21 protein-coding genes are annotated in these 26,517 nt (G+C 47.8%); 7 read left to right on the top strand and 14 right to left on the bottom strand.

Annotation, left to right across the window (positions count from 1 at the left end; all coding sequences use genetic code 11):
- The first annotated feature begins 30 nt into the window (after positions 1–30).
- A complete protein-coding gene (locus tag EI981_RS06180) occupies positions 31–522 on the top strand; it encodes a bactofilin family protein (protein WP_126996392.1) in 492 nt (163 codons plus the stop codon).
- Here EI981_RS06180 and EI981_RS06175 read toward each other — a convergent pair.
- From EI981_RS06175 to thpR, 6 genes are all read right to left on the bottom strand, one after another.
- A complete protein-coding gene (locus tag EI981_RS06175; RefSeq protein WP_227011717.1) occupies positions 497–1,282 on the bottom strand; it encodes an ABC transporter permease in 786 nt (261 codons plus the stop codon). The two genes, EI981_RS06180 and EI981_RS06175, sit on opposite strands and share 26 nt — an antisense overlap.
- The gene (locus EI981_RS06170) at positions 1,266–2,177 is read right to left on the bottom strand and encodes an ABC transporter ATP-binding protein (protein ID WP_127004409.1); all 912 of its coding nucleotides are present in this window, start codon (positions 2,175–2,177) and stop codon (positions 1,266–1,268) included. The genes EI981_RS06175 and EI981_RS06170 overlap by 17 nt, the downstream gene beginning before the upstream one ends.
- A gap of 631 nt (positions 2,178–2,808) precedes the next feature.
- Positions 2,809–7,446, bottom strand: a complete 4,638-nt coding sequence (gene gltB, locus EI981_RS06165) for a glutamate synthase large subunit (protein ID WP_418789041.1) — start codon at positions 7,444–7,446, stop codon at positions 2,809–2,811.
- Positions 7,447–7,741: 295 nt separating this feature from the next.
- The gene (locus EI981_RS06160) at positions 7,742–9,928 is read right to left on the bottom strand and encodes a YhgE/Pip family protein (RefSeq protein WP_126996386.1); all 2,187 of its coding nucleotides are present in this window, start codon (positions 9,926–9,928) and stop codon (positions 7,742–7,744) included.
- An 81-nt stretch (positions 9,929–10,009) separates the two neighbouring features.
- Positions 10,010–10,588 (bottom strand): TetR/AcrR family transcriptional regulator, encoded by a 579-nt coding sequence (locus EI981_RS06155; protein ID WP_126996384.1) that lies wholly within the window; start codon positions 10,586–10,588, stop codon positions 10,010–10,012.
- 197 nt (positions 10,589–10,785) lie between these two features.
- Entirely contained in the window at positions 10,786–11,355 is a 570-nt protein-coding gene (thpR, locus tag EI981_RS06150) for an RNA 2',3'-cyclic phosphodiesterase (RefSeq protein ID WP_126996382.1), read from the bottom strand.
- A 154-nt stretch (positions 11,356–11,509) separates the two neighbouring features.
- Here thpR and EI981_RS06145 point away from each other — a divergent pair, with 154 nt between their 5' ends.
- Entirely contained in the window at positions 11,510–13,204 is a 1,695-nt protein-coding gene (locus EI981_RS06145) for a methyl-accepting chemotaxis protein (RefSeq protein WP_126996380.1), read from the top strand.
- Positions 13,205–13,282: 78 nt separating this feature from the next.
- Here EI981_RS06145 and EI981_RS06140 read toward each other — a convergent pair whose 3' ends face one another.
- From EI981_RS06140 to EI981_RS06130, 3 genes are all read right to left on the bottom strand, one after another.
- The gene (locus EI981_RS06140; protein WP_126996378.1) at positions 13,283–13,726 is read right to left on the bottom strand and encodes a Dps family protein; all 444 of its coding nucleotides are present in this window, start codon (positions 13,724–13,726) and stop codon (positions 13,283–13,285) included.
- A gap of 282 nt (positions 13,727–14,008) precedes the next feature.
- Entirely contained in the window at positions 14,009–14,404 is a 396-nt protein-coding gene (locus EI981_RS06135) for a DivIVA domain-containing protein (RefSeq protein WP_126996376.1), read from the bottom strand.
- A gap of 216 nt (positions 14,405–14,620) precedes the next feature.
- Positions 14,621–14,821, bottom strand: a complete 201-nt coding sequence (locus EI981_RS06130) for a twin-arginine translocase TatA/TatE family subunit (RefSeq protein ID WP_068782366.1) — start codon at positions 14,819–14,821, stop codon at positions 14,621–14,623.
- A 182-nt stretch (positions 14,822–15,003) separates the two neighbouring features.
- Here EI981_RS06130 and ytaF point away from each other — a divergent pair, with 182 nt between their 5' ends.
- From ytaF to EI981_RS06115, 3 genes are all read left to right on the top strand, one after another.
- On the top strand, positions 15,004–15,615 hold the full coding sequence (gene ytaF, locus EI981_RS06125; protein ID WP_126996374.1) for a sporulation membrane protein YtaF: 612 nt from the start codon (positions 15,004–15,006) through the stop codon (positions 15,613–15,615).
- Positions 15,616–15,791: 176 nt separating this feature from the next.
- A complete protein-coding gene (locus EI981_RS06120; RefSeq protein ID WP_227011879.1) occupies positions 15,792–16,730 on the top strand; it encodes a hypothetical protein in 939 nt (312 codons plus the stop codon).
- Between the two features lie 81 nt (positions 16,731–16,811).
- On the top strand, positions 16,812–17,060 hold the full coding sequence (locus EI981_RS06115) for an NHLP leader peptide family RiPP precursor (RefSeq protein ID WP_126996370.1): 249 nt from the start codon (positions 16,812–16,814) through the stop codon (positions 17,058–17,060).
- 48 nt (positions 17,061–17,108) lie between these two features.
- Here the strand turns inward: EI981_RS06115 and EI981_RS06110 are convergent, their stop codons facing one another.
- The 4 genes from EI981_RS06110 to EI981_RS06095 all read right to left on the bottom strand — a co-directional run bounded on the left by EI981_RS06110 (position 17,109) and on the right by EI981_RS06095 (position 25,062).
- Positions 17,109–18,998 (bottom strand): sensor histidine kinase, encoded by a 1,890-nt coding sequence (locus tag EI981_RS06110; protein WP_126996368.1) that lies wholly within the window; start codon positions 18,996–18,998, stop codon positions 17,109–17,111.
- A gap of 402 nt (positions 18,999–19,400) precedes the next feature.
- The gene (locus EI981_RS06105; protein WP_126996366.1) at positions 19,401–22,622 is read right to left on the bottom strand and encodes a cellobiose phosphorylase; all 3,222 of its coding nucleotides are present in this window, start codon (positions 22,620–22,622) and stop codon (positions 19,401–19,403) included.
- A gap of 23 nt (positions 22,623–22,645) precedes the next feature.
- Positions 22,646–23,980, bottom strand: coding sequence for a glycoside hydrolase family 30 protein (locus tag EI981_RS06100; protein WP_126996364.1), 1,335 nt, complete (start codon positions 23,978–23,980; stop codon positions 22,646–22,648).
- A gap of 77 nt (positions 23,981–24,057) precedes the next feature.
- The gene (locus EI981_RS06095; protein ID WP_127004407.1) at positions 24,058–25,062 is read right to left on the bottom strand and encodes a LacI family DNA-binding transcriptional regulator; all 1,005 of its coding nucleotides are present in this window, start codon (positions 25,060–25,062) and stop codon (positions 24,058–24,060) included.
- 197 nt (positions 25,063–25,259) lie between these two features.
- Here EI981_RS06095 and EI981_RS06090 point away from each other — a divergent pair, with 197 nt between their 5' ends.
- On the top strand, positions 25,260–25,577 hold the full coding sequence (locus EI981_RS06090; RefSeq protein WP_126996362.1) for a hypothetical protein: 318 nt from the start codon (positions 25,260–25,262) through the stop codon (positions 25,575–25,577).
- Here the strand turns inward: EI981_RS06090 and EI981_RS30205 are convergent.
- Positions 25,492–25,809 carry a nucleotidyl cyclase domain-containing protein gene (locus EI981_RS30205; protein WP_162616106.1) on the bottom strand — a complete coding sequence of 106 codons (318 nt, stop codon included), beginning with the start codon at positions 25,807–25,809 and terminating at the stop codon, positions 25,492–25,494. The two genes, EI981_RS06090 and EI981_RS30205, sit on opposite strands and share 86 nt — an antisense overlap.
- A gap of 277 nt (positions 25,810–26,086) precedes the next feature.
- On the opposite strand from EI981_RS30205, the gene EI981_RS06080 reads away from it, so the two are divergent.
- Positions 26,087–26,425 carry a L,D-transpeptidase gene (locus tag EI981_RS06080; RefSeq protein ID WP_126996358.1) on the top strand — a complete coding sequence of 113 codons (339 nt, stop codon included), beginning with the start codon at positions 26,087–26,089 and terminating at the stop codon, positions 26,423–26,425.
- Positions 26,426–26,517: the final 92 nt, after the last annotated feature.

Below are 26,517 nucleotides of genomic sequence, written 5' to 3'. Positions count from 1 at the left end.
ACACTCACAATAGTAAACGGAGGAATAACTATGCGGAGGAAAAATGCACGGGCACACGGCTTGACCGACACACTGATTGGCCAAGGCAGCATTGTCGAGGGGAAGATACAGTGCGAATCTAATGTTCGTATCGATGGTGCCTTTCACGGTGAGATCGATTGTAAAGGTCAGGTCATCGTCGGAGAATCGGGCGAAGCCAGATCAAGTATCATAGGGGCGAACATCATCGTAGCCGGACACGTCGTCGGTGATATATCTACCAAGGGCAAATTGACGATTACGAGCAGCGGGCAAGTGGATGGAAATGTCAGCGTCTCTATGCTGATTATTCTCGAAGGCGGCCTGCTTAATGGCGTTAGCACGATGGAGAAAATCAAAGCTGTGGCCCCGATCAAGGAAAAGGCGCAAAAAAACCCCACAGCCCGAAGCGGGGTAATTCATAGTGAAGAATCAAAAATAGTTCCCGTCTGCATAGCAAACGGGAACTTGTTTTTGCTTAGGCGGCTACATCCCGCTTGTTGAACACCAACCAGGATATCATCAGAAATAACAGGACGTAGCAGATCAGCACGGTAATCGAGAAACCAAGCGTCATTCCGGCTACCCCTTCTTGTCCACCTCGATACTGGCTTAGATCCATGTTAACGAACAGTGTATATTTTGCCCATGGATAGCGGACGGGATTGAAGAGCATCGTGAAGATGCCTCCGGTGAACAGAATGAACATAGACAAGCCAATGGCGATTCCGCTGGAGCGAAATACCGTAGATATCATGAACGAGAATAAGGTAATAACCAGTAGATCTATATATCTATACAGCATATCCTCAAGTAAGTACGCGAACGGACTGGCGTTATCCGAGAACATCATCGATGTCTTAACCGGATACATCGCATAAGAGATCAGCATCGAACTCAAGAAGAACAGAACTGTAATGAGCAGGGTGAACAAGATCAATGCCAACAGCTTCGAAGCGAGGACCTTAGTTCGGGTCCATGGACGAATTAATAGAAGCTTGATCGTTCCCCAGGTAAATTCTCCAGCTACAATATCAGCTGCAACGACAGAGGCGAAGATCGTTACTAGATAATATAGAAAAGAAAGTTGGCCCGTTGCATCCCAAGCGCTTATCGTTGAACCGCCTCCGCCCAGACGGAACAGAATCGCAAAGAACAGCACCATTAGCACAATAATCCCGAACATAATCCAGGTACGGATGCGCCGATATATTTTCATATTCTCATTCTGAACCAAGTTTATGAAATTATTCAATGCCCACACCCCCTGTCAGCTCGATAAATTGGTCTTCCAGCGTTCTCGTCACGACGCGGATTCGGTATACCGAGATTCCCCCACGTACTAATTGCTCATTAATGACAGCCGCCGCATTCCGGTCCAACTCAAGCAGCAGACCACCATCCACGACCTGGCCCTGGCCGATCAATTCCCAGGCCCGCTGCGGATCGCTAACCTCGAACACCGTCTGCTTCCGTTCATTCTCCAGCTTGTCCTGATCATGCAGCTGCCTCACATCGATCAACCGCCCCTGCTGAATAACAGCAACGGTATCACACATCAGCTCCATCTCGGATAGCAAGTGACTTGAGACGAATACGGTCGTCCCTTCCTTCTCGGCCAACTGGCGCAAATAACTACGCAGTTCGCGAATTCCTTGCGGATCAAGCCCGTTCGTTGGCTCGTCCAGGACAAGCAGCCTGGGCCGGTGTAATATCGCCTGAGCAACACCGAGACGCTGGCGCATCCCGAGCGAATAGGTCTTCACCTTGTCATGAATCCGCTGCTCCAATCCCACCAGCTCAACAACCTCAGCAATTCGCTGTTTCGTCACACCAGGTGACATCCGCGCATAATGCAGCAGGTTGTGATAACCGCTCAGAAACTTATACATTTCCGGATTCTCTACAATGGCTCCCACATGAGAGATCGCTAGCTCGAATTGTTCTGATACACTGGCGCCCTGGATTTCAATATCTCCTTCAGAGATTGACATCAATCCAACCATCATCCGAATTGTCGTCGTCTTGCCCGCGCCGTTCGGTCCGAGAAATCCGTACACCTGGCCCGGAGGAATATCAAGTGTTAATTTATCGATAATCGTCTTACCACCAATTCTTTTGCTGACTTGCTTCAGCCGAACAACAGGCTCTAAATCCAACAAAGCTCTAACCTCCCAACACTCCACTGAGCAATATCCACCTTAGCGAAGTTAAAGATTTCCCTCATTTTACCACAGAATGCCATTTTCATTAAAATAAACGGCAAAAGACCTGAACTTGTTACACCATTCAGGTTCTTTTGCTCTTGTTGCTTCCCCGGCTTATTCAATTTTGGTGCTCAGGTTGTCTGGGTTGTCTGCTAACTGGATGCAGTTTTTGGCTAGGATACTCCATAGATATCAAGAACTTCTGCTCTAGTTGTCTGCTAACTGGATACGGTTCTTGGCATGGACAGCCTCGGAATAAAAAATGCAAAAGTGCAGGTTTTAAACCTAAAATCAGCTATTTTTGAGGAATTCCTGCAAATATGCAGGAATTCTCACTCTTCATTGTGGGAATCTGGTCAATACTTAATAAAAAACTGCATTTTTGCAGGTATTCCCATTCCAAGCTTGTTAAACCTGTTAAAAAACTGCATTTCTGCAGGTATTTTAGCTTTGGACTAGAATGGGGGGCTTGCGTGATCACCGAATTGCTTTAGCATACATGAACCTGTACGAATGCCATAGTTATTTACACCTTACCTGGCTTTACCTGGCTTTACCTGGCTTTACCTAGCTTTACCTAGCCTTACCTAGGATTTGGCAGCCCGCTAGCAGCTCTAATACCAGTCTGGTCTAATTCCCGCGAATTCGCTTCGAAAGCAGCTAACCGTGCTGCTTCGCCCTGCAAGCCCTTCTCCTCGACCTTGCGGATCTGTTCCAGCATCCGTTTATAATCCTGTGGAATGACACGGACGAATCTTGGAAGCATCTCGTGCCAGCAATCCAGTATGCGCCGTCCTACAGTGCTATCCGTGTATAGCACATGACGACGGATCCAGGTTCGCAGATGCTCGGCTTCTACCTCGGACTCTACCTGTTCCAGCAGCACCATCTCTTGGTTGCACCGCTTCTTGAACTTGCCATGTAAATCTAGCACATAAGCGATGCCTCCAGACATGCCGGCTGCAAAGTTACGACCTGTATCGCCAAGAACAACGACTCGGCCTCCTGTCATATATTCACAGCCATGATCGCCGACACCTTCAACAACAACATTCGCACCGGAATTACGTACTGCAAACCGTTCTCCAGCGATACCACGGATATACGCTTCTCCGCTCGTTGCACCATAGAAGGAGGTGTTGCCGATAATGACATTCTCTTCTGCGGCAAAGGTCGCGAATCGGGATGGTCTGACGATAATCTTTCCGCCCGAGAGTCCCTTCCCAACGTAATCATTCGCATCGCCTTCGACCGTAATCGTAATACCACGCGGCACAAATGCCCCTAGACTCTGTCCGGCCGAGCCTTCGAAGTTCAGTAGAATCGTATCGTCCGGCAAGCCGTCCGCGCCATAACGACGCGTTACCTCACTACCCAATAACGTGCCGGTCGCCCGATTCACATTGCAGATCGGTAGTGAGATGCTTACAGCCTCGCCGCGATCTAGCGCCGGCGCAGCTTGCTTCAGCAGCTCAACGGCATCCAGCGTCTCTTCCAAGCCGTGATTCTGCTCACGCGAATGGCGACGTCTGCTCTCTTCCTCCTCCATCACAGGCGTGTGCAGCAGTGCACTTAAATCAAGCCCGCTCCTCTTCCAATGCTGATCTACCCTTCCCGCATCCAGACAGTCCGTACGGCCGATCATCTCATCCAGACTGTGGAAGCCCAGCTCGGCCATCCACTCGCGCAGATCCTCGGCGATGAAGGTCATGAAGTTTACGACATGCTGCGGATCGCCGGTGAAATTCTTGCGCAGCTCCGGATTCTGCGTAGCGACCCCAACCGGACATGTATCGAGCTGGCAGACCCGCATCATGATACAACCGACGGAGACGAGCGGAGCTGTGGAGAAGCCATACTCCTCCGCACCAAGCAGCGCAGCGACGGCCAAATCACGGCCGGTCAGCATTTTACCGTCCGTCTCGAGCACGACCCGATCGCGCAAGTGATTCAGCATCAGTGTCTGATGCGTCTCGGCCAGACCAAGCTCCCATGGCAAGCCTGCATGACGGATCGAGCTCTGCGGTGATGCGCCAGTTCCCCCGTCATAACCACTGACTAGAATAACATCGGCGCGGCCCTTGGCGACCCCAGCAGCGATCGTGCCTACGCCGACCTCAGAGACAAGCTTGACATTAATGCGAGCGCGCGGGTTCGCATTCTTCAGATCATAGATCAGTTCAGCCAGATCTTCGATTGAGTAAATATCATGATGCGGTGGCGGCGAGATGAGACCAACGCCTGGCGTTGAGCCGCGAACCTCGGCTACCCACGGATAGACCTTGTTGCCTGGCAGTTGGCCACCTTCCCCCGGCTTGGCTCCCTGAGCCATCTTGATCTGGATCTCATCCGCATTGACCAGATATTGCGAAGTAACGCCGAAGCGGCCTGAAGCCACCTGCTTAATCGCGCTGCGGCGTGAGTCCCCGTTCGCATCCTTCACATAGCGAGCTGGGTCCTCTCCGCCTTCGCCAGAATTACTCTTGCCTCCGATCCGATTCATCGCGATAGCGATCGTCTCATGCGCCTCCTTGCTGATCGAGCCGAATGACATCGCTCCAGTCTTGAACCTGCGCATAATCGATGCAGCGGACTCAACTTCCTCCAGCGGCACCCTCGGTCCGGCTGGCAACAAGTGGAGCAAGGAACGCAGCGTATAGCGCTGCTCGTTCTCTCCTTGCACGAGTCCAGCAAATTTCTTATACAGACTATAATCCCCGCTGCGCACAGCCTGCTGCAGCAGATGAATGGTCTGTGGATTGAACAGATGCTCTTCTCCCTCGTTGCGCCATTGATATTGCCCACCCGAATCCAGGATTTTCTCCTGGCCACCTTGCGCTACAGAGAAGGCTTGTTGATGTGAAGCCAATGTCTCAATAGCAACCTCCTTTAGACCAATCCCCTCAATCCGCGTTGGCGTCCGGGTGAAATAACGATCGACGAATTGTTGATTCAATCCTACTGCCTCGAAGATTTGCGCTCCTCGATAGGACTGAATCGTAGAGATACCCATTTTGGACAATATTTTAATGACGCCTTTATTCACGGCTTTGATATAGTTCACTTCAGCCCGACTAATAGATACGCCGCGTAGCATGCCCCCGTTGATCATATCCCTCAAGCTAGCCAACGCGAGATACGGATTAACGGCATTAGCGCCATAGCCTATCAATAACGCGAAATGATGCACCTCTCTAGGCTCACCGGACTCCAGCACAATGCTGACCTGTGTACGCGTTCCTTGCGAGATAAGATGATGATGCAGGCAGGATACGGCAAGCAAGGCCGGGATTGCTGCATATTCAGCGTCCACCGTACGATCCGACAAGATCAGTATCGACTTGCCTTGAGCAATCGCTTGATCAGCCGCTGCACAGAGATCGTCCAGCGCTTGCGCTATTCCAGCAGCCCCCTTGGTCGTGGCGAATAAGATCGGCAGCACAGCTGGCTTTAACCCCTCCCGCTTCACATGGCGTAACTTGGCTAGGTCTTCGTCGGACAGGAATGGCGATGAAAGAACAATCTGCCGGCAGCTCTCTGGCGCGGGGTGAAGCAAATCCTGCTCTGGCCCGATCAGTGTCATAGCCGAGGTAACGAGCTCCTCGCGGATTGCATCCATCGGTGGATTCGTCACCTGTGCGAACATTTGCTTAAAGTAATTGTACAAGCGCTGCGGACGCTCCGACAGCACAGCAAGCGGCGCATCATAGCCCATAGACACCAAGCCTTCGCTCCCTGTCAGCGCCATAGGCTCCAGTACTTTATGCAGGTCCTCGTAGGAATACCCAAATGCCATCTGTTTATTCGTAATCTCTTCATGAGACAGCTCCAACTTCATAGAAGCCTCAGGCAGCTCTTGAAGGGTGATCCGATGCTCAGCAAGCCACCTATCATAAGGCAGCTCCTGGGCGACTCGTGCCTTCACTTCCTCGTCCGCTATAATTCTTCCTTCCTTTGTATCTACAAGCAGCATCCGTCCCGGACGCAGGCGATCTTTATAGAGGACGTCTTCCGCCGGAATATCGAGTACCCCCACCTCGGAAGACAATATGATCAAGTCATCCTTTGTTACATAATAGCGGGAAGGTCTCAGTCCATTGCGATCTAGAATCGCCCCGATCTGGATTCCGTCTGTGAAGCCCATAGCTGCAGGCCCATCCCAAGGCTCCATCAAGGAGCTATGATAATCATAGAAAGCCCGGCGTGTCGGCTCCATCTCCGCATGATTATTCCAGGGTTCGGGAACCATCATCATGGCCACATGCGGTAAAGAACGCCCGCTCAAGTAGAGGAACTCAAAGGTGTTGTCAAACATCGCTGTATCCGACCCATCCGGATTAATGACCGGTTTGATCTTCTCCAGATCGCTGCCGAACACATCGCTCACGAACAGCGACTGACGCGCATGCATCCAGTTCACATTTCCCGGCAGTGTATTAATCTCACCGTTGTGAATCATAAAGCGATACGGATGCGCCCGTTCCCAGCTTGGGAACGTATTGGTGCTGAAACGGGAATGCACCAATGCGATCGCTGATTCTACTGCTTCATCCTGCAGGTCAAGATAGAATTGTCCCACCTGCTCCGTTGTCAGCATCCCTTTATAGACAAGTTTGCTGCATGACAAGCTGGATACATAGAATGAATTCTCCTCCGTATCATCCGCATAACGAATCGATAACTCAGCTCGGCGACGGATGACATACAATTTCCGTTCAAAAGCCAGTTCATCCTCCAGATCTGCGCTGCGGCTGATAAACACTTGTCGTACATAAGGCTTGGCTTCCTTAGCCGATTCCCCCAGCATTTCATCATTCGTCGGCACATCGCGAAAACCTAGAACTCCTTGGCCTTCCTCTTCGGCGATACGAGTAATTGCAGCCTCCTGGGAAGCTCGCTCTTCAGCAATCTGTGATAGGAACAGCATCCCAACCCCATATTCCCCAGACACCGGAAGCTCGAATCCCAGCTTCAAGGCCTCCCGCGCCAGGAATCGGTGTGGGATTTGCACTAATATACCAGCGCCGTCTCCCGAATTCGGCTCGCTGCCCTGTCCGCCGCGATGCTCCATATTCGTCAGCATGGTGAGCGCCTGGACAACGATCGAATGCGACGCTTTTCCCTTGATATGTGCGACAAAGCCCATGCCGCAGGCATCTTTTTCAAATACGGGATCATAAAGTCCCTGCCGAGGTGGTGCAACAGTATGTCTATTTGTCATCATCAGCGCAACCTTTCTATATCTTCTCCGTAGGTTTATTCTAACGGAAATCGGCTCCACTGTTTTTGCACTATCTTCTCTTTCTTTTGTACTATCACTTATAAATTTGAAAAATATTGTAAACGAAGCTATACCAGACACTCCCCTTATGCATAGCGGTCATAAAAGCTGCGCACAAATGAGATGAACCTGTGAAACTTACCAAACTTGGCTTGCATTATGTATATAAAAAAAGAAGCTCGCTCCCGGCGCAAATACCGGAGGACGAGCTTCTTGATGCATTCTGTAGACGATCTTAGGCTTGCAGACTAGCTTCTGCGCTTACTTCTTCAGCTACACTATTATTATGTGCCAGGAAGTATACAAGCGTGAGTGCCAAGAATACAACAGCAACGCCAATCAGAATACCCATTTGACCCCAAGCGACACTCATTTCTCCCGAAGAGATTACCGCTTTATAGCCTTTGACGCTAAATGTCATTGGCATGAACGGATTGAATGCCTTCATCCAGGAAGGAAGCAATTCTACTGGGAATGTTCCTGCAGATGTTGTCAATTGGAAGATCAAGAGCAGGATCGCCAGGAAGCGGCCTGGATTGTCGAGCCAAGTGACAAGGGCCTGAATGATGAACATGAAGCACAGGCTGGTAACAAATGTGAACAGGTAGAACATCGGTACATTCTGTACCTCAAGCTTCAAGCCATAGAGTACCAATACTACTGCGAATAGTGATTGGAAAAGGCTCATTCCTGTGAAGGAGAGCGAACGGCTTACGAAGCGATTCCATCCGCTTGCTTCCGATACGGAAGAGCTGCGGAGTGGAACGACCAGCGTCGAGATCAGAGCGCCGACGAACAGACCGAGGGACAGGAAGTATGGTGAGAATCCTGTACCATAGTTCGGTACTTCATTCATCTTCTGCTCATCCACATCTACTGGCTGAGCGAACATATCAACTAGGGCATCTGTCTTCTTCACAGAAGAAGTTTCATCCGCTGCCTCGTTCAGCTTGCTAGCCAATTCTCCCGAGCCTTCGCTCAGCTTGCTTGTGCCGTCCTTAAGTTCACCGGCACCTTCATCCAATTGCTTCGAGCCATCAGCGAGTGTAGCGACACCGCTAGACAATTGACCCATACCGCCTTCAATTTTCTTAGCTCCTTCGCTAAGTGCGCCAGCCCCTGTCGCAAGCTGGCTGCCGCCGGCTGCTGCTTCATTCAGCTTCACGCCGAACTGCTTCAGTCCGCCTACAAGTTGACCTTGACCTTCAGTCAACTTCGCGGCCCCTTGGGCCAATTGCTCTTGACCTTGAACAAGCTGTTCACTGCCTTGTACAAGCTGTTGTTGTGCACCGTGTAAATCCTTGCTGCCTTTCAACAATTGCTGTTGACCTTGCGCTACTTGCTCACTGCCGGTAGCAACTGCTTGGCTGGCTGCCAGAAGCTGCTTCACTGCAGGATTCGCTGCCAGCTCTGGGCTAGCTTGTGTTAATTGTTCAATACCTTGGGCAACTGCCTTCGCACCCTCTGCAACCTTTGTGCTGCCTTGTGCTGAAGATTCCAGTCCGGTTACCAGCGATGCGCTGCCTTGTTCGGACTGCTTCAAGCCTTGAGCCAGAGCGTTAGCTCCATTCAGCGAAGCGCCAAGTCCTGTCTTCAATTGATTGCCGCCTTCATTTGCGGCTGCAGCCCCGTTCTGCAACTGCTTATTGGCATCTGCTAACTGATTCAAACCAGAAGCAAGAGAGGTGGCACCTGTCTTCAAATCGCCGGCCCCTTTATTCAGGGAACCCACACCTTCCGTCAATGGGGAGATGCCATCTTGCAGCTTCACTGAACCGTCTACCATTTTGGCCAGGTTCTCTTTCAGCTTCTGAGCGCCTTCATCCAGCTTAACGGCTCCGTCATTGATCTCAGTTGCGCCTTCGCCCGCATCGCCAAGACCACTAGAAATTTTCTCAACTTGATCAAACAGAACATCTGTATAAGCTTCCGTTACTTTCGCGGATACTTTGCTCTTGATTTCCTTCACTGCTGTTCCGCCAATTTGCGCGGCCAGGAAGTTGTAAGCTTCGTTCGGTTCATAGATAATCTCAGCAGGTTTCGGTTGATCATCCATCAAAGTTGTAGCCTGTTCCGAGAAGTTGCTTGGAATTACAAGCGTCATATAATAATCGTTGTTCTTCATTCCTTCATTCGCTTGCTCGCGGGTGACGAACTCCCAACCAAAGGCCGCGTTCTTCTTCAGCTCTTCGACCAAATCATTACCTGCTTGTAGCTCTGTTCCTTCGTATTCAGCACCGCGATCCTCATTGACAACCGCGACAGGAATCTCATCCATTTTCCCGTACGGGTCCCAAAATGCCTTCAGAAACATTCCGCTGTATAATACGGGAATGAACATGACGACAAGAATTGGGATAATCACTTTAGGCTTTTTAAAGGAAGATGCAAGATCCTTAAAAAATACCGACATTGATTTCATAATAATTTCTCTCCTTATATCCCTGAATCTTATCTCTTATCTCTTTCTCTCATTACCGTACGGGTCCTTTCCTATCTCTAACTATGTCTTGGATAACCCGCCTGATAAAAATATTTGAGAAAATTCTCTGATCTGCTCTTTGCTTAGTGGCTCGTGAATTTTGTTCCAATCCGAAGTTAGCGCAATGTACAGCTTCACAAGCACAAATGCAATTACTTTAGGATCAAACTCGCGAATTTCCCCATGTTTGGCCGCACGATCGATTTGACGCTCCAAGTAATCAAGGATGGCCAACTCGATCTTCTCCAGGCCCTCACGCGCTTGCGGCGTTCCAAAATCTCTTACCTCCTGGAACAGCTTCACAAGCAGCTCATGTTCTCTCCTGAATTCCAGAAGTTTATCCATGCTCTGGTACAGATTCTCGAAGAAAGGTCTGTCATCCTGAACCTCTTGTTCCGTAATTTTCTTCATCTCTATAATGACGGAACGAAGAATTTCATCAAACAGTTCCTCCTTATTCGCAAAAAACGTGTAAATCGTGCCCTTGGCGACATTTGCAATTTTAGCTACATGATCCATCGTTGTAGCTTTGTAACCAAACAATGCAAATGATTTTTCTGCCGCTTCAACGATTTGTCTTCTGCGATCCACTACAGCCAAATAAAGCACCTCCTTATCTTTAGACTTACTTTTTCCTCGAAAATGACTAAAAGTCCGTTTTGGTCATTTGGTCAATTAACACTTTAGCACGTTCTGAAATGCATTGCAAGTTATTTTTTTTCAATTATTTTCACCATTTTTCATGGCCATTTTTCTTAGTCTGTATGAAATATCACATAATCTGTATAAAAATAAAGTTATTTGGCGAAGGGAATCTCGGCAACCTTCTCATACATCGGCTGATGATGCATATTCGTTCGATAGATCACCAATGCATCTGCAGTCCATGAACCAAACTGAGGATTGGTCATCTTAATATCCGTTTCCAGCTTGTATCCTGCACGGTACTTGCGAGCCATCGTAATATGCGGCCGGTAAGGACGGTCCTCCGGAATATACCCCAGCTTCCCGTTCTCCTCAATGACGTTATTCTGCAGCTTGTTCAATAGCTCCATATCCCCACTTAATCCTGCCCAGAGTACCCTTGGCTGATCTGCACGTCCGAATGTACCGCATCCATGGGCTTCCATATGTGTAGGCCGAATATTGGAGACAGCCCTCGTAGCGGCTAATTGAAGATCATCCAACCTCTCCGGGGATGTATCGCCCAGAAACTGCACCGTTATATGATAATCCTCCTGATGCACCCATTTTTGAAAAGCTAACTTGTCCCTCTGCTCCTTACACCAGTCAGCAATCGCCTGTTTAACAGGGGACGGGATCGGAATCGCGATAAATAGACGCCAAACTTCTGAATTATTAGACATGAAGTCTCACTCCTTGTGATTTTTTGCTCAAAGTTCGCTTTTCCGACACAAAGCGACGATATTCCTTATTATTCCGCAAACAATTCCTCATTATAATGTTGAATAGATGTGCCCCAAAGTTCCAACATCATTTTACAATAGATAGGAGATTTATATGGGATTTGCAAAAAAAATAACTATAGCCATTGTTACCCTTCTTGGGCTTATCGGCGCCATTATCGGTGTATTCGGCTATCAGACAACCTACCGTCAGGTAGAGAAATCCGTCGGTGTCGAAACCGTAGGTTGCGCTAATATTACGACCGGCTTGATCAATCCTGCCGTCATCGAACTGCTCGCAAATGGAGACAAGTCCAAATTGGCTGAAGTGGAGCAGCAACTGAACTGGACGGTAGACCATAAACCATTGTTCAAGGAAGCTTTCATTCTCTCGCTCGATGGCTCCATTCTTGCTGCCGACCAACACCTTAAGGAGCGCGGCTATAACGCCGGCGATGCTTTCTATTTCGATCCAGCCGATCGGGATATGATCATGGACATGAAGCATTCCGTATACACGAAGGTCTATACATATGATGACACGGAGCTATTGACAGGATATGGTCCTATCTTCCAGGACAATGATCCGAACAAGTCCATCGTCGGATTAATGGCCATCAATTTCGATGCATCCATTATTCATGACAGAACATGGGAGATCATCACCTTACCCTTTATCATTGGCGCTGTGGTCTTCCTGCTTGCCGCTCTGGTTGTCTATTTCATCATTCATCGTATGATTCGCCCGCTTGAACATTTATCCAACCAGGTGAACCAAATTGCACAAGGTGATCTTACGATTACGCCTATGGTGCTGAAGAGTAATGATGAAGTTGGCAAGCTGTCACGGGACTTCAGCAATATGATCATCAATCTGCGGAGCCTGATCACCGAGGTGAGCTCGACTTCCATCCAAGTAGCTTCATCTTCCCAACAGTTGTCTGCAAGCGCGGAGCAAACGGGGACAGCCTGTGAGCAGACCGTCTACATCACACAGGAACTGGCGGAAGGAGCAGAGACGCAACTGCATGATCTGGAGCAGAGCTCGAATACTCTGCGCAGCATGTCGACCTCCACGAAGCAAATTGTCCATACTATGAGCGATGTGTCCGACGCAGCCCAGAGTTCCTCAGTTGCTGCAGGACAGGGCGTAGCGTCCATTCAGCAGAGCATACAGCAAATGAACAGAATGCAGGGCAAAATCAACGAATTGTCTGCTAATATCACTGAGCTTTCTGGTCATTCCAAAGAAATTCAGAGCATTCTGGAGATTATTACTGCAATTGCTGACGAGACTAATCTGCTGGCGATCAATGCTTCGATCGAAGCAGCCCGGGCTGGTGAATATGGCAGCGGCTTCGCCGTGGTCGCTTCATCCGTCGGCAAACTGGCCGAACGTTCAGCTGAATCAGTGAAGCAGATAGCCACCCTCGTAGGCTATATCGTTACACAAATGGAAGCGACTGGTACAACGATGATCGAGACCGCCCGAGAGGTTGAGCTAAGTACTTCTCTAGTGTATAGTGCCGGCGAATCCTTCGATGAGATCGAGAACCAGTCCACAGCAACTGCTGGGGCAATAAGCAACATCAGCGGCGCTGTTCAAGAGCTCTCGGGCCAGACCGAGCTATTGGTAAAATCGCTCGAGAACATCGTGGAAATCGCCAACAACAACGTCGATGGCGCCCAGTCCATGTCTGCTGCATCTCAGGAACAGCTTGCGACGATGGAGGAAGTAGATGCCTCGGCTAACTTCCTGGCCAATTTATCGGATAAGCTGCACACATTAATCGAGAAGTTCAAAGTGTAAGAAAAAAGGGACCTGCCGCTCAGCCTTCAGGCTGTACGCGGCAGGTCCCTCATTAATCATTCATCAGTGATACGGTGATTAGTTGTTCAAAAATGCATTAAGCATCCAACGATGCTTCTCAAGAGTAGAAACAACACCTAACAGCAAGTCACTTGTTGCTTCATCTCCTGCTTCCTCAGCGATGGACATACCCTCACGCAGTTCCTTATCCAGTACTTCAAAGTCAGCAACGATAGCAGCTACCATTTGGTCAGGAGTCTCATTACCTGTAGCTTCCTTAATCGTTGCCAGCTCCAAGGATTCACGTAGTGTTGCGACCGGTTTGCCGCCAATAGAAAGCAGACGTTCTGCAATATCATCAATATATCCAGCAGCTTCATCGTACAATTCTTCAAATTTTACATGCAAGGTGAAGAAGTTATGTCCTTTAACATACCAGTGGAAGTTATGCAACTTCGTGTACATGGTTGTCCAGTTTGCAATCAGGAGATTCATTTGTTTTTCCAATGCTTGATTTGCCATTTCTCGTTCCTCCATTCATAATTTTAACGGTTTAGATAAACGGCGAAATGTTCGTGTTGTGAAACATTTCTTTAAATTTAGACTAAATCTAAATCTTGTTTATATATTACCACTTCCTTCACACAGATGCAATGATTAAAAGATGAATATCAAATGAATTTGCAGAAAACTGCAATAAACACCCGATTTTAACAACAATCAACCTAGTTCAAGTTTGCGTTGGAATGGCTGCTCTTATTCACAAAAAAAGAAGCCGGCATCTTTACTGCCAGCTCCTTCGTCTCACTTCAATCCACCATTAATAAACTGCTTAAAATGCTCGAGGCTACGTTCCAATTGACGGATTCCGTCATCTACAAGACGGCGGTCAACTGCATTCTCCGTATCTACTTGCGGCTTACGGGCGGCCATAGATGACATCATCTTCTTCTCTTCTTCCCAATAAGCCTGTCTGCGCTGAATCTCTTTGTATTTGTCCAGCAGATCCGTAATAATATCGTAGAATCGTTCGTAATCAATGATGATATCATCTAGAAACCGGTCTACCTCTTCTTTCTCATAACCCCTCATTTTTACATCAAAATCTTTCTCATGAATGGTTAGCGCATCCAATTTGATGCCAAGCTGCTTGAACAGACTCTTCTGATCGTCCAGCTTGCGCGCGTAATCATCCTGCATCAGTATCCCTCCATGCCAAAGGCTTGCTTATAGCTGACAATTTATTCTCTTAAGATAACATAATTACGATCATTTATCGACTTCTCCACTCATCTCTCCTTATACTGCGCTCAGACCCAGAATTATTAATGAGTATTCAGGACTTCGAAGATGTATTCATTTGCAACTATTTTCTTCAAAAAAAAGAACACCTTCATGCAGGTGCCCTTGTGAAATCTAAGATTTATTCGATTCTTGGACAGGCTTGACTTCCTGCGGGGTCTCCTCTATAAAATCACCACGTGCCCCTTTTCTGAACTCCTTCAGCATTGTACCGAAGCTGCGCCCAAGTTCCGGAAGCTTGCTCGGACCAAACAGCAGCAATGCAGCAATGACCAACAAGAGCAGATGAGACGGACGCAATAAATTCTCTATCACATTTATCACTCCTCCGGTATATCTTATTGAAGATTATACTACTATATTCTCCTAAATGGGAACTAATATTGCAAAAAATGCAAAGATTTATTCTCACTCCCCTTCTTATAGGGGTACAAGAAACCAATATGGACTCCTGGGCATATGCTGTGGCATCAAGCAAATGTAAAGGAGCGAATATCATGGATTCATACAGTCTGGCTGCTATCGTGATCATCGGTCTGGCCTCCAACCTGGATAATGCCGGTGTGGGGATAGCCTACGGTGTCAGGAAGATCCGCATCCCTTGGTACTCCAATCTGACGATTGCCTTCATCTCATTCCTGGCTACCTTGCTATCAGGTCTGTTCGGAAGCTGGCTGTCGGTGTGGGTTCAACCTTGGATTGGGCAGATGATCGGAACAGTCGTGATCGTTGGGGTAGGCATCTGGGTGCTGCTGCAGCCTTATCTGGAGAAGAAGCCGGCGCAGCAAGATGATGATGCCAATGCACTAACCCGGCTACTGCGCAACCCGGAGGAAGCCGATAAGGATAGCTCCCAGTCAATCAGTCTAGGCGAATCGATACTGCTTGGGATTGCTCTAGCGATGAATGCACTAGCCGGGGGATTCAATGCCGGGATTACCCGCCTCAGCATATGGGGAACCTCTCTATCCGTAGGCATATTCAGCTTCATCTTGTTGGCGCTCTGTGCAGGCTTCGGCCAGAAATTCGCAGCTGAGAAATTCGGCAACCGCGCTACCGTAATCTCAGGAGTATTGCTGATCCTCATTGGCCTTCACCAACTTTTCTAAATATACATGAACAAGCTATATACACTATGTCTGCTGCTGCCCCTTTACATTCTCCAGGCAATTGCAAAAATGGGCGCAGCAGCATTAGTTCCTCGCGGAACCTGGCTGTTTAAGTTACAATGATTTAGTAAAATGGTCGTGATACAAAGTTCATATAAAGGAGCGTTGATATTTTGATGTGGCTAACTCGTTTTGAAGGAGATTTGGGCCTCATTTTCTCGCGGGCGGAGTCGATTCTTGCCACTATCCCTGAGGAGTTCAGAAACCCTACCCTTAGTTATCTGGACAAGTTCCATCCACTAAAGGAACACCGTTCCAAGAACTATATTTGCTATCTCCTTCCCTACTGGCTCAATGAGGAAGTACCTATCGACCCAGACCATGTGCACCAGATTTCTACGGCTAACATTATGGGAATGCTGTACTATCATCTGATCGATGAGACGATGGACAACCCTTCTCTGATATCGCGATCGCAGCTCCCTCTAGCGCAGTTAATTCATTCGGAATTCATTAAAATTTACAGCGCACTCTTCCCCAGTTCCTCGCCATTCTGGACATATTATGATAAGTACATAGGAGAATGGGCCGTCGCGGTAACTTATGAGAATGAGCAGGATTTTTTTCAGGTGAATCCGGCTCGCATTGCTCATAGAGCGGCACCCGTAAAATTATCCGTCGCGGCGATGATGCTTCTGTCGGGGCAGGAAACGCGGATCCCCCAGTTGGAGGAGGCTGTCGATCTCGTGCTAATTACATTGCAAATGATCGATGATTGGCAGGATTGGGAGAAGGACCTGATCGAGGGTAGCTATAATTGTCTGCTGTCCATGGTTCAAGCAGATCTACATTTGTCGGATCGGAGACCTACCGTTGAGGAGATTAAACAGGCGGTATATGTGGAGGGATGTCTAATTCGCTATTCTGAAAGGGCCGATGTACATCATCGCACCCTATCTTACACTAGTACCAGCTTCCCACTACTCTATGAATTTCACGCTTACCTCTGTGATCAATTGGAAGAGATTGCACAGCAAATTGAGAGGGATCGGAGCTTATTACAGCGTGGCGGTCTGGAGTACTTACTCTCTCAGCAATTGACTAAAAGCAAGTAATAACGCTAGTTAATAGATTTGTCGGATATTCCATGATATACTGAATAGGAAAATTTAACTATCTTTGAAAGGGTGATATCTATGACATCAGAGTCCGTTCTTCAAAGTCAAATTATCCAAAGAGCGTGGCAAGATCCCGACTTCAAGGCACAGCTTCTCAAAAATCCTAAAGCAGCTATTCAAGAAGTGCTTGGTGTGATTCTCCCGGATCATATCAAGGTGACCACTGTTGAAGAAAATTCAAATGAGCTTTTTCTAGTTCTGCCGCCTAAGCCATCGGATGTCATGAGATCAGATGAAATCAAACCTAATGCGATTTGGGGCTCGTAAAAAATTATTAAAAAAGGGGTTGGACCCCGAGAGTGTAAATGGCATCCTTTAGATTATCACTGAAGGAAAGCTGACACACACCTCGGTTCCAACTCCTTTTGTACTTGTAAAGGAAATATTCCCTTGCATAACCTCGATAATTCTGAAGGTGACCATCAATCCTAATCCCGTTCCCTTCGTCTTATTCGAGAAATATGGCTCGCCCAAGCGGGCAAGCACCTCAGGTTCCATCCCCTCGCCGTTGTCCTTAATATAAATGCATACCTTTCCATCATCTCCATGAGCCCAAATGTCGATTTCTCCTTCGCCATCGAGCGCCTCGATGCTGTTCTTGATAATATTAATGAAAGCCTGCTTGAATTTTGAGGAACTTCCCCTTATATGCAAATCACTTGGAATATGCACCGTTATCTTCCCGCCCTGCAGATTCACCAGCGGCATGAGAATTCCTTCAATATGAATGAACTCCTCCAATACATTAAGTGTCGTGACCTTCCCGGCTTCTGGCTTAGCGAAGGTAAGAAAATCAGTAATAATCAAAGCTGCCCGATCCAATTCATCAAGGGCCATATTCAAATATAACTGATTTGACGACGAATTCTTCTCAGATAAGAGTTGCAGAAATCCTCGCGTCACCTGAAGCGGGTTACGAACCTCATGCGCCACAGAAGCTGCTAGTTCACTTATGATTTCCATCTTCTCTGAACGTTGAAGCTCATTATTGAACATTTCCAGTTGTCTCGAATATTCTACGATCTGTTCATGGTTACGAGCAAAGCGCTTGCCCATAATAACAATCAGCGATATGAGGAAGCTAACCACTCCCCATTTCCATAAGAACAAATCATAATATTCCGCCTTTAAGTAGAACCAGAACAACTCACCAAGACCCAAAACAGAGAAAATTGCAAACCCTACTGAGAATATAAGCGCTTCTTTGCTGCCCCTCTTCGCGTAAAAGATGGCAGTAGTGATCAGAATGATAAATTGTACCATCATTATAAGACCAAGCAACGTTGCTGAGGCGATTCTATACAGATCGTAAATATGATTATGAGTGAATATATTAATCAACATTAGAGCAGTACATAATAATGAATAACCAATTTGGAAGGTTCGAAATTTACGAATTAATGAGCGATAACCACTGCCTATCACTTTTTCGAAGAAGAAAGAAAAGGAAGGTAACAATATAAACAAGGATAAATCAAACAAAATCACATATATACTTCCGTACTCGCCATATGTAGAATACAAGAATGATGAATATGTAATCATAATGAATCCACACGATAAGATGATTAAACAAAGAGAAACCCAAGTTGCAGCATATTCTGAATTCAAAAAGATAGCGCAAATCAGCATAGTAAATGCAATAAACATTAGGCTACTGCCGATAATAAAATCACTTAAGCTACTTTTGACATACATATTATGTAAATTATAAAAATCACCGACATATACCTCACTCTGAATACCAATTCTAACCGGCGACCTAATGCCAAGATATATCGGATCTTCCTTATTAATACTATCAGATGGCAATAGGACAACATTAACCCCATACTTGTATTCTCTATGGGATTCATAAATTTTGTGATCTCCTTGTTTCGCAATAATATCGTATCCATAAATTTTCTTGAACAGGATTGCTTTTCCCTCTGAATTAACAGGTGCCTTAATCCTGACCCACTGCGAAGCCGCGCCTTCGGGTCTAGCCATAGCCTTATCATCTGCCCTTACATTGATCCAGCCCTTCTCCTTCTCCAGCTGCCCTACAGTCATGTCCGGGTCAAAATGATCCATCCATAAAATCTGCCACTCATCAATCGTCTGCTCCGCACTCTTTTTATTATTTGTGCTTTCTATGAAGAAGACACTGAAAACCGCTACTACCACAACAAATACAGTAGCTAATACTTTTACCAGACCTTTCATCTCAGCACCTCTAACCTTAAATTCACAAGCTAAGAAGTTACAATATATAATTCGATACTTTCCGCGCTAAACCTTCAATAAAATGGAAAAATTTCATAATAAGATCAGTCAGTATCCAATATGTAACAAACAAAACTATTTTAACGTGATTAATGCATTTAATCCATGAATACTTTTAGGCATTATGCACATCACGTCCTCCATATGTTGGAAATCGGGAATTCCTACCCAGGCCCCCCCATCTTATCCCTTTCACTGTGAGACGGCAACAACAGTTTAATTTTGGCCCCGATATTTTCCATGTTCTGATCTTGGTGTCTAAAAAAGATAGCCCCTGACAACGTCAGACGCTGCCAGAAGCTATCAGATACGATCAATTGCTAAATAATCAGTAAAATTCCGCTAGCCAAGTTCAATACGAATCGCTGCGAATTGGCCGGCCCGGACTTGCTCCGCCATCCCGCCGCTGATTACAGGACCGTCTACTTGAACAGTATCGCCATTCCGATGCTGTAAAACGATAGATTGAATTGTGACCCCGCCCGGGCCATACGTATTACCTCTGCCTGGATTATGATAAGTTACTTCCGTCGTTCCCAGGAATTTGAACGCAACTTCCCCATGTTCATCGAACAGCCAGCCTGGTAACGATGGTGCGAAGGCGAGTTGCAACTCTTCTCCTTGCATTCGGAACACATGTGGACCCGCCATCATCATCATCCATATACTGATAAATTCAGCCGTAGAGCCACTAAGTCTGGCCACAAATCCCCGGCCATGAACCTTAGGGTCCGGATTGACACTAGTCGCGATGAAGGACGAGTTCTCCAGCGTACTGCGGCCATATACCGCCGGATCAAGGAACGGAATCAATGAGGTTCTCATCTCATGGAAGAACTGCTCCTGCAGCCCGCTCTTTAATAGTGCAAGCAGATATTTATAGCTCATATGAAGAAAGACGGATTCCCGCTCCAGCCATCCTGCGGTGAAAGCACGGATTCGTCCGATCTCATGGGTCTCCCCGTCAAGACTCACCGAGGTCTTATACATTTGGATCTTGTCGTCGAACAGATCGCTGCGGCGGATTTGCTCATAAGCCCTTCTCGCTTCTTCCGGGTCATTCAGGGTCTTCATCCAGCGCGCCGGGCCCTCGAGGAAATGCGGTAGCGGCCTTGGATCAAGCCGCTTAACCCGGGCTTTCGGCAAGCCGTAGCCGCTAATGACAGGCTGACCCAGCTCATCAACGACAGCTTCAAATTCTACCGCCTCGTATACAAAATAGGTTGGCGTTAATCCATTCCCGAACTGGATTGCCAGCTTAATGCCTTGATCAAGCTTCTGTTCCATCTGGCGGTAGGTCGGCAGCAATTCCCCTGCCTTCAGCATGACCTCCTCTCCGCTGATGCCGAATCGGATCTTGTCACGGTAATGCTCACGGGCTGAGGCCACTTGATCCCAATAATCGAATTCTGTCAACTCACCCGACAAATTCTGAGTTAAATATCCGGCTACCTTCTGGAGAAGGGAGGACATTTCCTTAGGCACTGCAACCATTTGGTCAGGCAATTCCGCTGCCGACTCCAATACAAATTTCACAATTCGGGTTAATTCGAAGGTCTCGCCCATACCTGAGCCAAACAAACCTGGCAAGCCATTCATCGCATCGTTCCAGCCTGGCTTATTGCCTTCCATCTCGATCCCCATTCCATAAGGATCCAGCGTGGCGAACTTCACCAGGGAGAGTGACAACAGCTTAACGAACAGATTTGTACGATATACCTCTCCGCTGCCGTATCCGGTTCTCAGCCAGTTGGTATGCTTCAACGAAACCCCGAGCTTCTGCATTTTCTCATCGTCATGGACCGTTGCTCCGTACTGGCGAACTTGATCACCATTCAGCACGTACTTCTCACTACGCGGCAGAACGCGAACCGGGCTGTCGAAGTAGGTGTATGCCTTCTCCTCGAACAGCATCTCCGCTTTGTGATCCGGGAAAATATCCAGATAACTGTCGATCAGGTCCATATTATAAGTCCAGTGATCCGACCAATAGCCTTCGCCGAAGGATGCCTCTATATTCTGAACAGCTAGCTTCAAAATTCCGCTAAGCAGTTCTTGCTCACTGATCTTCAGCTTCACACCACGGCTGGTGATATAGGTGATAATCTGGCCGGGAGTGAACTTGCCGAGGCAGATTTTCTCCAGCTCCTGTCGATGTGAATGAAGCGCATTCTCCAGCCATTCCTGTAACTGCGCTGCCTTGTCCAAAGGCACCTGGAAGCTTGTGCCCTCCACGCTCAATGGATTGTAGCCATCAGCCTGAATCAGACTGAAGAAGGTTCTGATATTGAACGTGCCAACCTGTGGATTGAAGTAGACATCACTACGCCGGTTCTGATTCGCATCCCGGAAGTTCCCGTTGCCTTGGGAATAGAATTCCGGTGCAATCGAGAAGAAGTTGTAGTCCCGCTCAAGATCCCCATGTTTGCGAGAATATAAATGAGTGACGTAGCCATCTTTTCCGTTGTCGAAAATAAATGGATACCCTCCGCGCAGAAAATTATCAAGATAGCTCTGCCTGCTATAGGCGTCGAACAGGGGCTCCGCCGTTTTTGTAGCAATATCCTCGGTTAACTCCTCGGTCAGCCTGCTCGCTTCCGCATATTTTAATTCCACATAAGCTGGGGAAGCGATCGAGGACACCTTCTGATTTAATCGCTCCAGACTGTCAATATTTCCGATTAAGCTATAAATGACTGTACTCTGCCCAGGTTGCAGCGACACTTCCGTTCCGCTGAAGCCACATGGTACTTTATTCGTACAGTACTGGGTCTCCCGCTTGAGATCCGCAACCGAATGGTCAGCGAAGCGGTCGGGATATCCGAGGGATGTATTATCGCCGAAAACAATCTCAAAATCAGCGATTGGCTGGATCAACTGACCTTCATCGTTGAAAGATAAATAGAAGTGGCCGTTCTTCACCTCACTGACCTCAGCCTCGTCACCTGTACTGGAACGGACGCGGTAATATGGAACGCCTCGATCCAGATTCTCGACCTCCATCCAGCTGCGCAGCAGGTTGCCGATCTCCTTATAGCCTGAATTCTCTACTCCGTACGGCAATATTTCCGGCATTCCGTCAAGAACTTCCAGGTGAATCGGCTGCCCAAAAATATTCGTCAGCTCAACCTTGCGTACAAGCGCTGCGAAGTCATCATTAGGAATATGAAAATAAGTCACCTTGGTCCGCAAGCCTTTGGACGAGTGAACCTCTGTTATGCTGATATCGTTAGACCGGATTTCCATCCTGCGCACAGCATCCTGGTCTGGAGCAGTGCTCTGGAACGGTTCATATATAGAGTCCTGTCCATCTATCTTGATGAAAGTGCGGAACCCCTTCATCGATACCGACTGATAGGATATGCTGGCAGGAGAGAATTCCATAATCGGACTGTTCTTGTCACGAATTCCGAAGCTGCATACGGCCTGGCCGCGGTTCACATAGAACGTCCACATCGGAATCCCTCTGAGTCCAGCAATCCCTGGCAGGAAGCTGGAGAAAGGCTTCACTTGATCGAACTGCTCGATAACAAATGTATTGTCCTTGAACATATAATTAGGCATAGATGATTGCACCCCAATCGTATTTACTTGATGATATAAGTCGCGATCGAATGTGCTGGGAGCACTTCGGAGACCCCTTCTGTTCCCAGAACAAGTGAGAAAGCTTGCTGCTCATCCGTTTCATTCATGACCACAGCGGCTATACTGCCATCCGGATTGCGGAATGCCGTCGTACCGAGGACCGCATTCCCGGAGTTCACGCCGATTCGTACCGCACCCGGAATGATGTATTTGCTGAAATGGCCGATATAGTAGTAGGAAATATTGTAATGAAGCGTATTCGTCTTCGTATCAGCAATGATCGGTGCATCGCACAGATTGTTGACATGGTTCGGTCCACCGGTCTCATCCAGAATCAGGTTCCAGTCCAGATAGCCCTCTGTCCATTGGTTTAGGTCACCGATCATATTACGGCCATAATGCTCGCCATTCGTCCAGCTGCCGAACTTGGCTCCACCTTCCTTGCAACCTTCCGTGAAGAGCAGATGCTTATCTGGGAACAGATCATGCACCTTGCCAACATTCTCAAACTCCTCACTGACATACCAGTGGAACCCGGTTCCCCATACGTACTTGGCAGCTTCCGGGTCCGAAAGCACTGCCGATGCCCGTTCTACCATCAGATCGCGGTTATGGTCCCAGATCAGGATATTCACATCTGCCAATCCTTCGCGATGCATTGTAGGGCCAAGGTAATCGCGTACAAAATCGCGCTCCTCCTCGCCGCTGTAGATACAGGAGTCCCAAGTCTGCACTGCAGCTGGTTCATTCTGAACAGTAATCCCCCAGATTGGAACGCCTTCCTCGCGATAGGCCTTGATGAACTTGGTATAGTACAGCGCCCACGCATCACGGAATTCAGGCTTCAATTGGCCGCCGTTGTTCATCTCCCCGTTCGTCTTCATCCATGCCGGCGGACTCCAAGGCGACGCAAGCATCGTAATATCCTGCCCTGCCGTCTTCACAGCGTCATGGATCAGCGGAAGAACCCATTTCCGGTCTCTGGAAATATCGAAGCTGTTCAGCTCTGTATCGTGATCCTCCACATAAGTGTAGTTCTCCAGGGCGAAGTCACAGCTATGGATATGCACTCTGCCGATCGTATAGCCCAGACCATGTTCTGGATCAAAATAACTGCGGATGGCTTCATCCCTCTTCTCCGGGCTCATACGCGACAGCGTATAAGCAGCCGCCTCTGTAAACGCACCTCCGAATCCGATTATCGTCTGGAACTGCTGCTCCGGATCAAGCTTGATTGCCGATCGCTTCAATCTGCTGCTAACGCTTACAATCTGTCCCTGGGATGTAAGTCTCTCTCCCGAATCACGGGCGGTTAATACCTTAGACCAATTAGCCATTTTCATCTCTCCTTTTCATTGTTATCACAAAATCGAAACCGGTTTCGATTTTCGTTAAAAAAAAGGAAACCGGAACCTCATAGCGGACGGCATGAATCCCGGATTACCAATTCAACTGGAATAACAGCCTGTTGTATTTCTGATCCGCCTTCTATGCAATAGATTAACATGTCAGCGGCGCGCTTGCCAAGTACATATGTATCCTGCCGGACCGTAGTTAAGGCCGGTGTTACATATTTCGCCATTTCTATATCATCGAAGCCAACTGCTGAAATATCCTCCGGCACCGAGAGGCCATGTGCCTTAATGGCACCAATTGCGCCAATTGCAAAATTGTCCCCAGCCACGAAGACAGCTGTTGGCAAAGTATCCAACTTCAGCAGCTCCTCCATCGCAATCCGCCCGGATTCCACCGTATAATCATAGCTTCCCTGTACAATGTGCTGCGGTAGAACCGGCAGGCCCAATTTCTGCATCCCCTGCATATAGCCCTGCAGACGCTTCTCGCCGGCAAAAGTCTGACCGCCGTTAATATAGGCGATATCACGATGACCCAGCGAGTATAAGTATTCAATGGCCTCAATACTTCCCGCCACATTATCCGAATAAACGGTACTCTTGCTGTCCGACTCTTGATCCAGCAGCACACAAGGGATATCGGATTCCAATAGCTCGATGAAATAGGGATCCGTATAATCCGGCAGCACAATAACAACACCGTCAACGCCACGAATTTTACAATGCTCCAGATAACCGCTCTTCTTGCCGCCGATATCCTTAGAGACAAACATCAGGTCATATCCTTTGGAAGTAGCTACCTTCTTGAACCCCTCGATTACCCCACCAAAATAAGGATGGAGAAGTCCAACCCCAGAGGTTTCAATGAACAAGATGCCGATCGTCCATGACCGCTTCGTCGTTAATGACCGGGCATGTGCATTTGGCAAATAGCCCAGCTCCTCAGCCGTATCCATAATGATTCGTCTCGTCTTCTGGCTGACATCGGAATAACCGTTAAATACCTTGGAGACTGTCGTCGGTGAGAACCCTGTTTTTTTGGCTATATCATAAATGGTAACTATCCTTCTCGCCTCCTGTATCATCCGCACGATTCATGGAAATTGTAGTCGTCCTCCACTTTGAAGTCAATAGCCAGTGCATAATATATGCATCCCGGTCGATGCTCAAATTTCTTGGCTGAATCGCGAAAATCCGGGGTAAACTTCCCATATGACCAACCAATCACACCCTATAGACTATATACAGGAGGAACTTCATCATGGACGATTACCCGAAGACGACTGGTGATCTTGTCTACGAGCAATATAAGCTGCTTGCAGAATACCGCTTCGAGAACGATATCCCGCGTGACGATGCACTCCCCTTCGATACTCGAATTACCCAAGGTATAAGTGAGCCCGGTCCTGAGAACAGCAGCGATGATCGCGAAGATACATTCCCCGATGTTCCCGATGCAGACGCGATACAGTCGGATACCCCTGTAGATCCAGCTACACCCGACATCGATACGACGATGCACGGTATAGATCTCTTGAACGGATACAATGGAGATGAAGTGGAAGAAGAGCGCGACTAACAAGAACCGGGCCAGGGGAATGCAACGCACATTCCTCTAGCCCGGATTTCTTTTTTCCTATCCCCTGTCCATGCCTACCTGATTCCTCCCGTTTTCTTTTGGCAGAATATAACCTCTTGTCAGCAATCTCCAACAGTTGCTCCTTACTAATATCAGGATAAGTCGAACAACCGATAGATAACGTAATGTGCAGCCTCATCCCATCCTTCAAAGTGAAGATTGTGTTCTCCACCGTTCTTCTGACGCGCTCAGCAATCACTCTCGAATGGGCTGAACCGCAGCTTCATGCATAATACGCAGAGATTCTGCGGAATTGTTAAGATATTTCAGCATGATGTACACGAAGAGTCCTACAACGCTATAGCAAATCACAAATATAATCAATATGATCAAATTCTGATTCTCAAACATAAGATTATAAATAACGGAGGACATAAGCAGGGTTAGTCCAAGTGTCCAGAGCCATCTGCTTAATGAATCATACTCTTCAATTCAAGGGAGGACATTTCATGCCTGATTATCGCATCATTGTGGATGTATCGGATCGTCAACTCTACTTGTTGGACGGTGATACAGTAGTCAAAGGGTACCCGATCGGCGTCGGCAAGATGCTCACTCCAACTCCCATTGGCGACTATGCCATTATTAACAAGCAGCCCAATCCCGGAGGTCCTTTCGGAGCTTTCTGGATGGGGTTGTCCAAGCCGCATTATGGCATTCATGGGACGAATGATCCCTCCTCGATCGGCCATATTGTCTCGCATGGCTGTATTCGTATGTTCAACAGTGACGTATTGGAGCTCGCTTCCCTTGTACCGATTGGAACCCGAGTGACGATACGAGGCTAGTTGTTGGGACAAAAGTATTCGCATTGGGGAACACTCATGATATAATGACTGCAGTTATTTAGAAAGGACGGGGAACCAGTTTGGACAGCGTG

Origin of the sequence: Paenibacillus lutimineralis (genome assembly GCF_003991425.1) — a bacterium.
In the GTDB taxonomy this organism is placed as follows: domain Bacteria; phylum Bacillota; class Bacilli; order Paenibacillales; family Paenibacillaceae; genus Fontibacillus; species Fontibacillus lutimineralis.
This window is presented reverse-complemented; position numbering and strand designations above follow the sequence as displayed.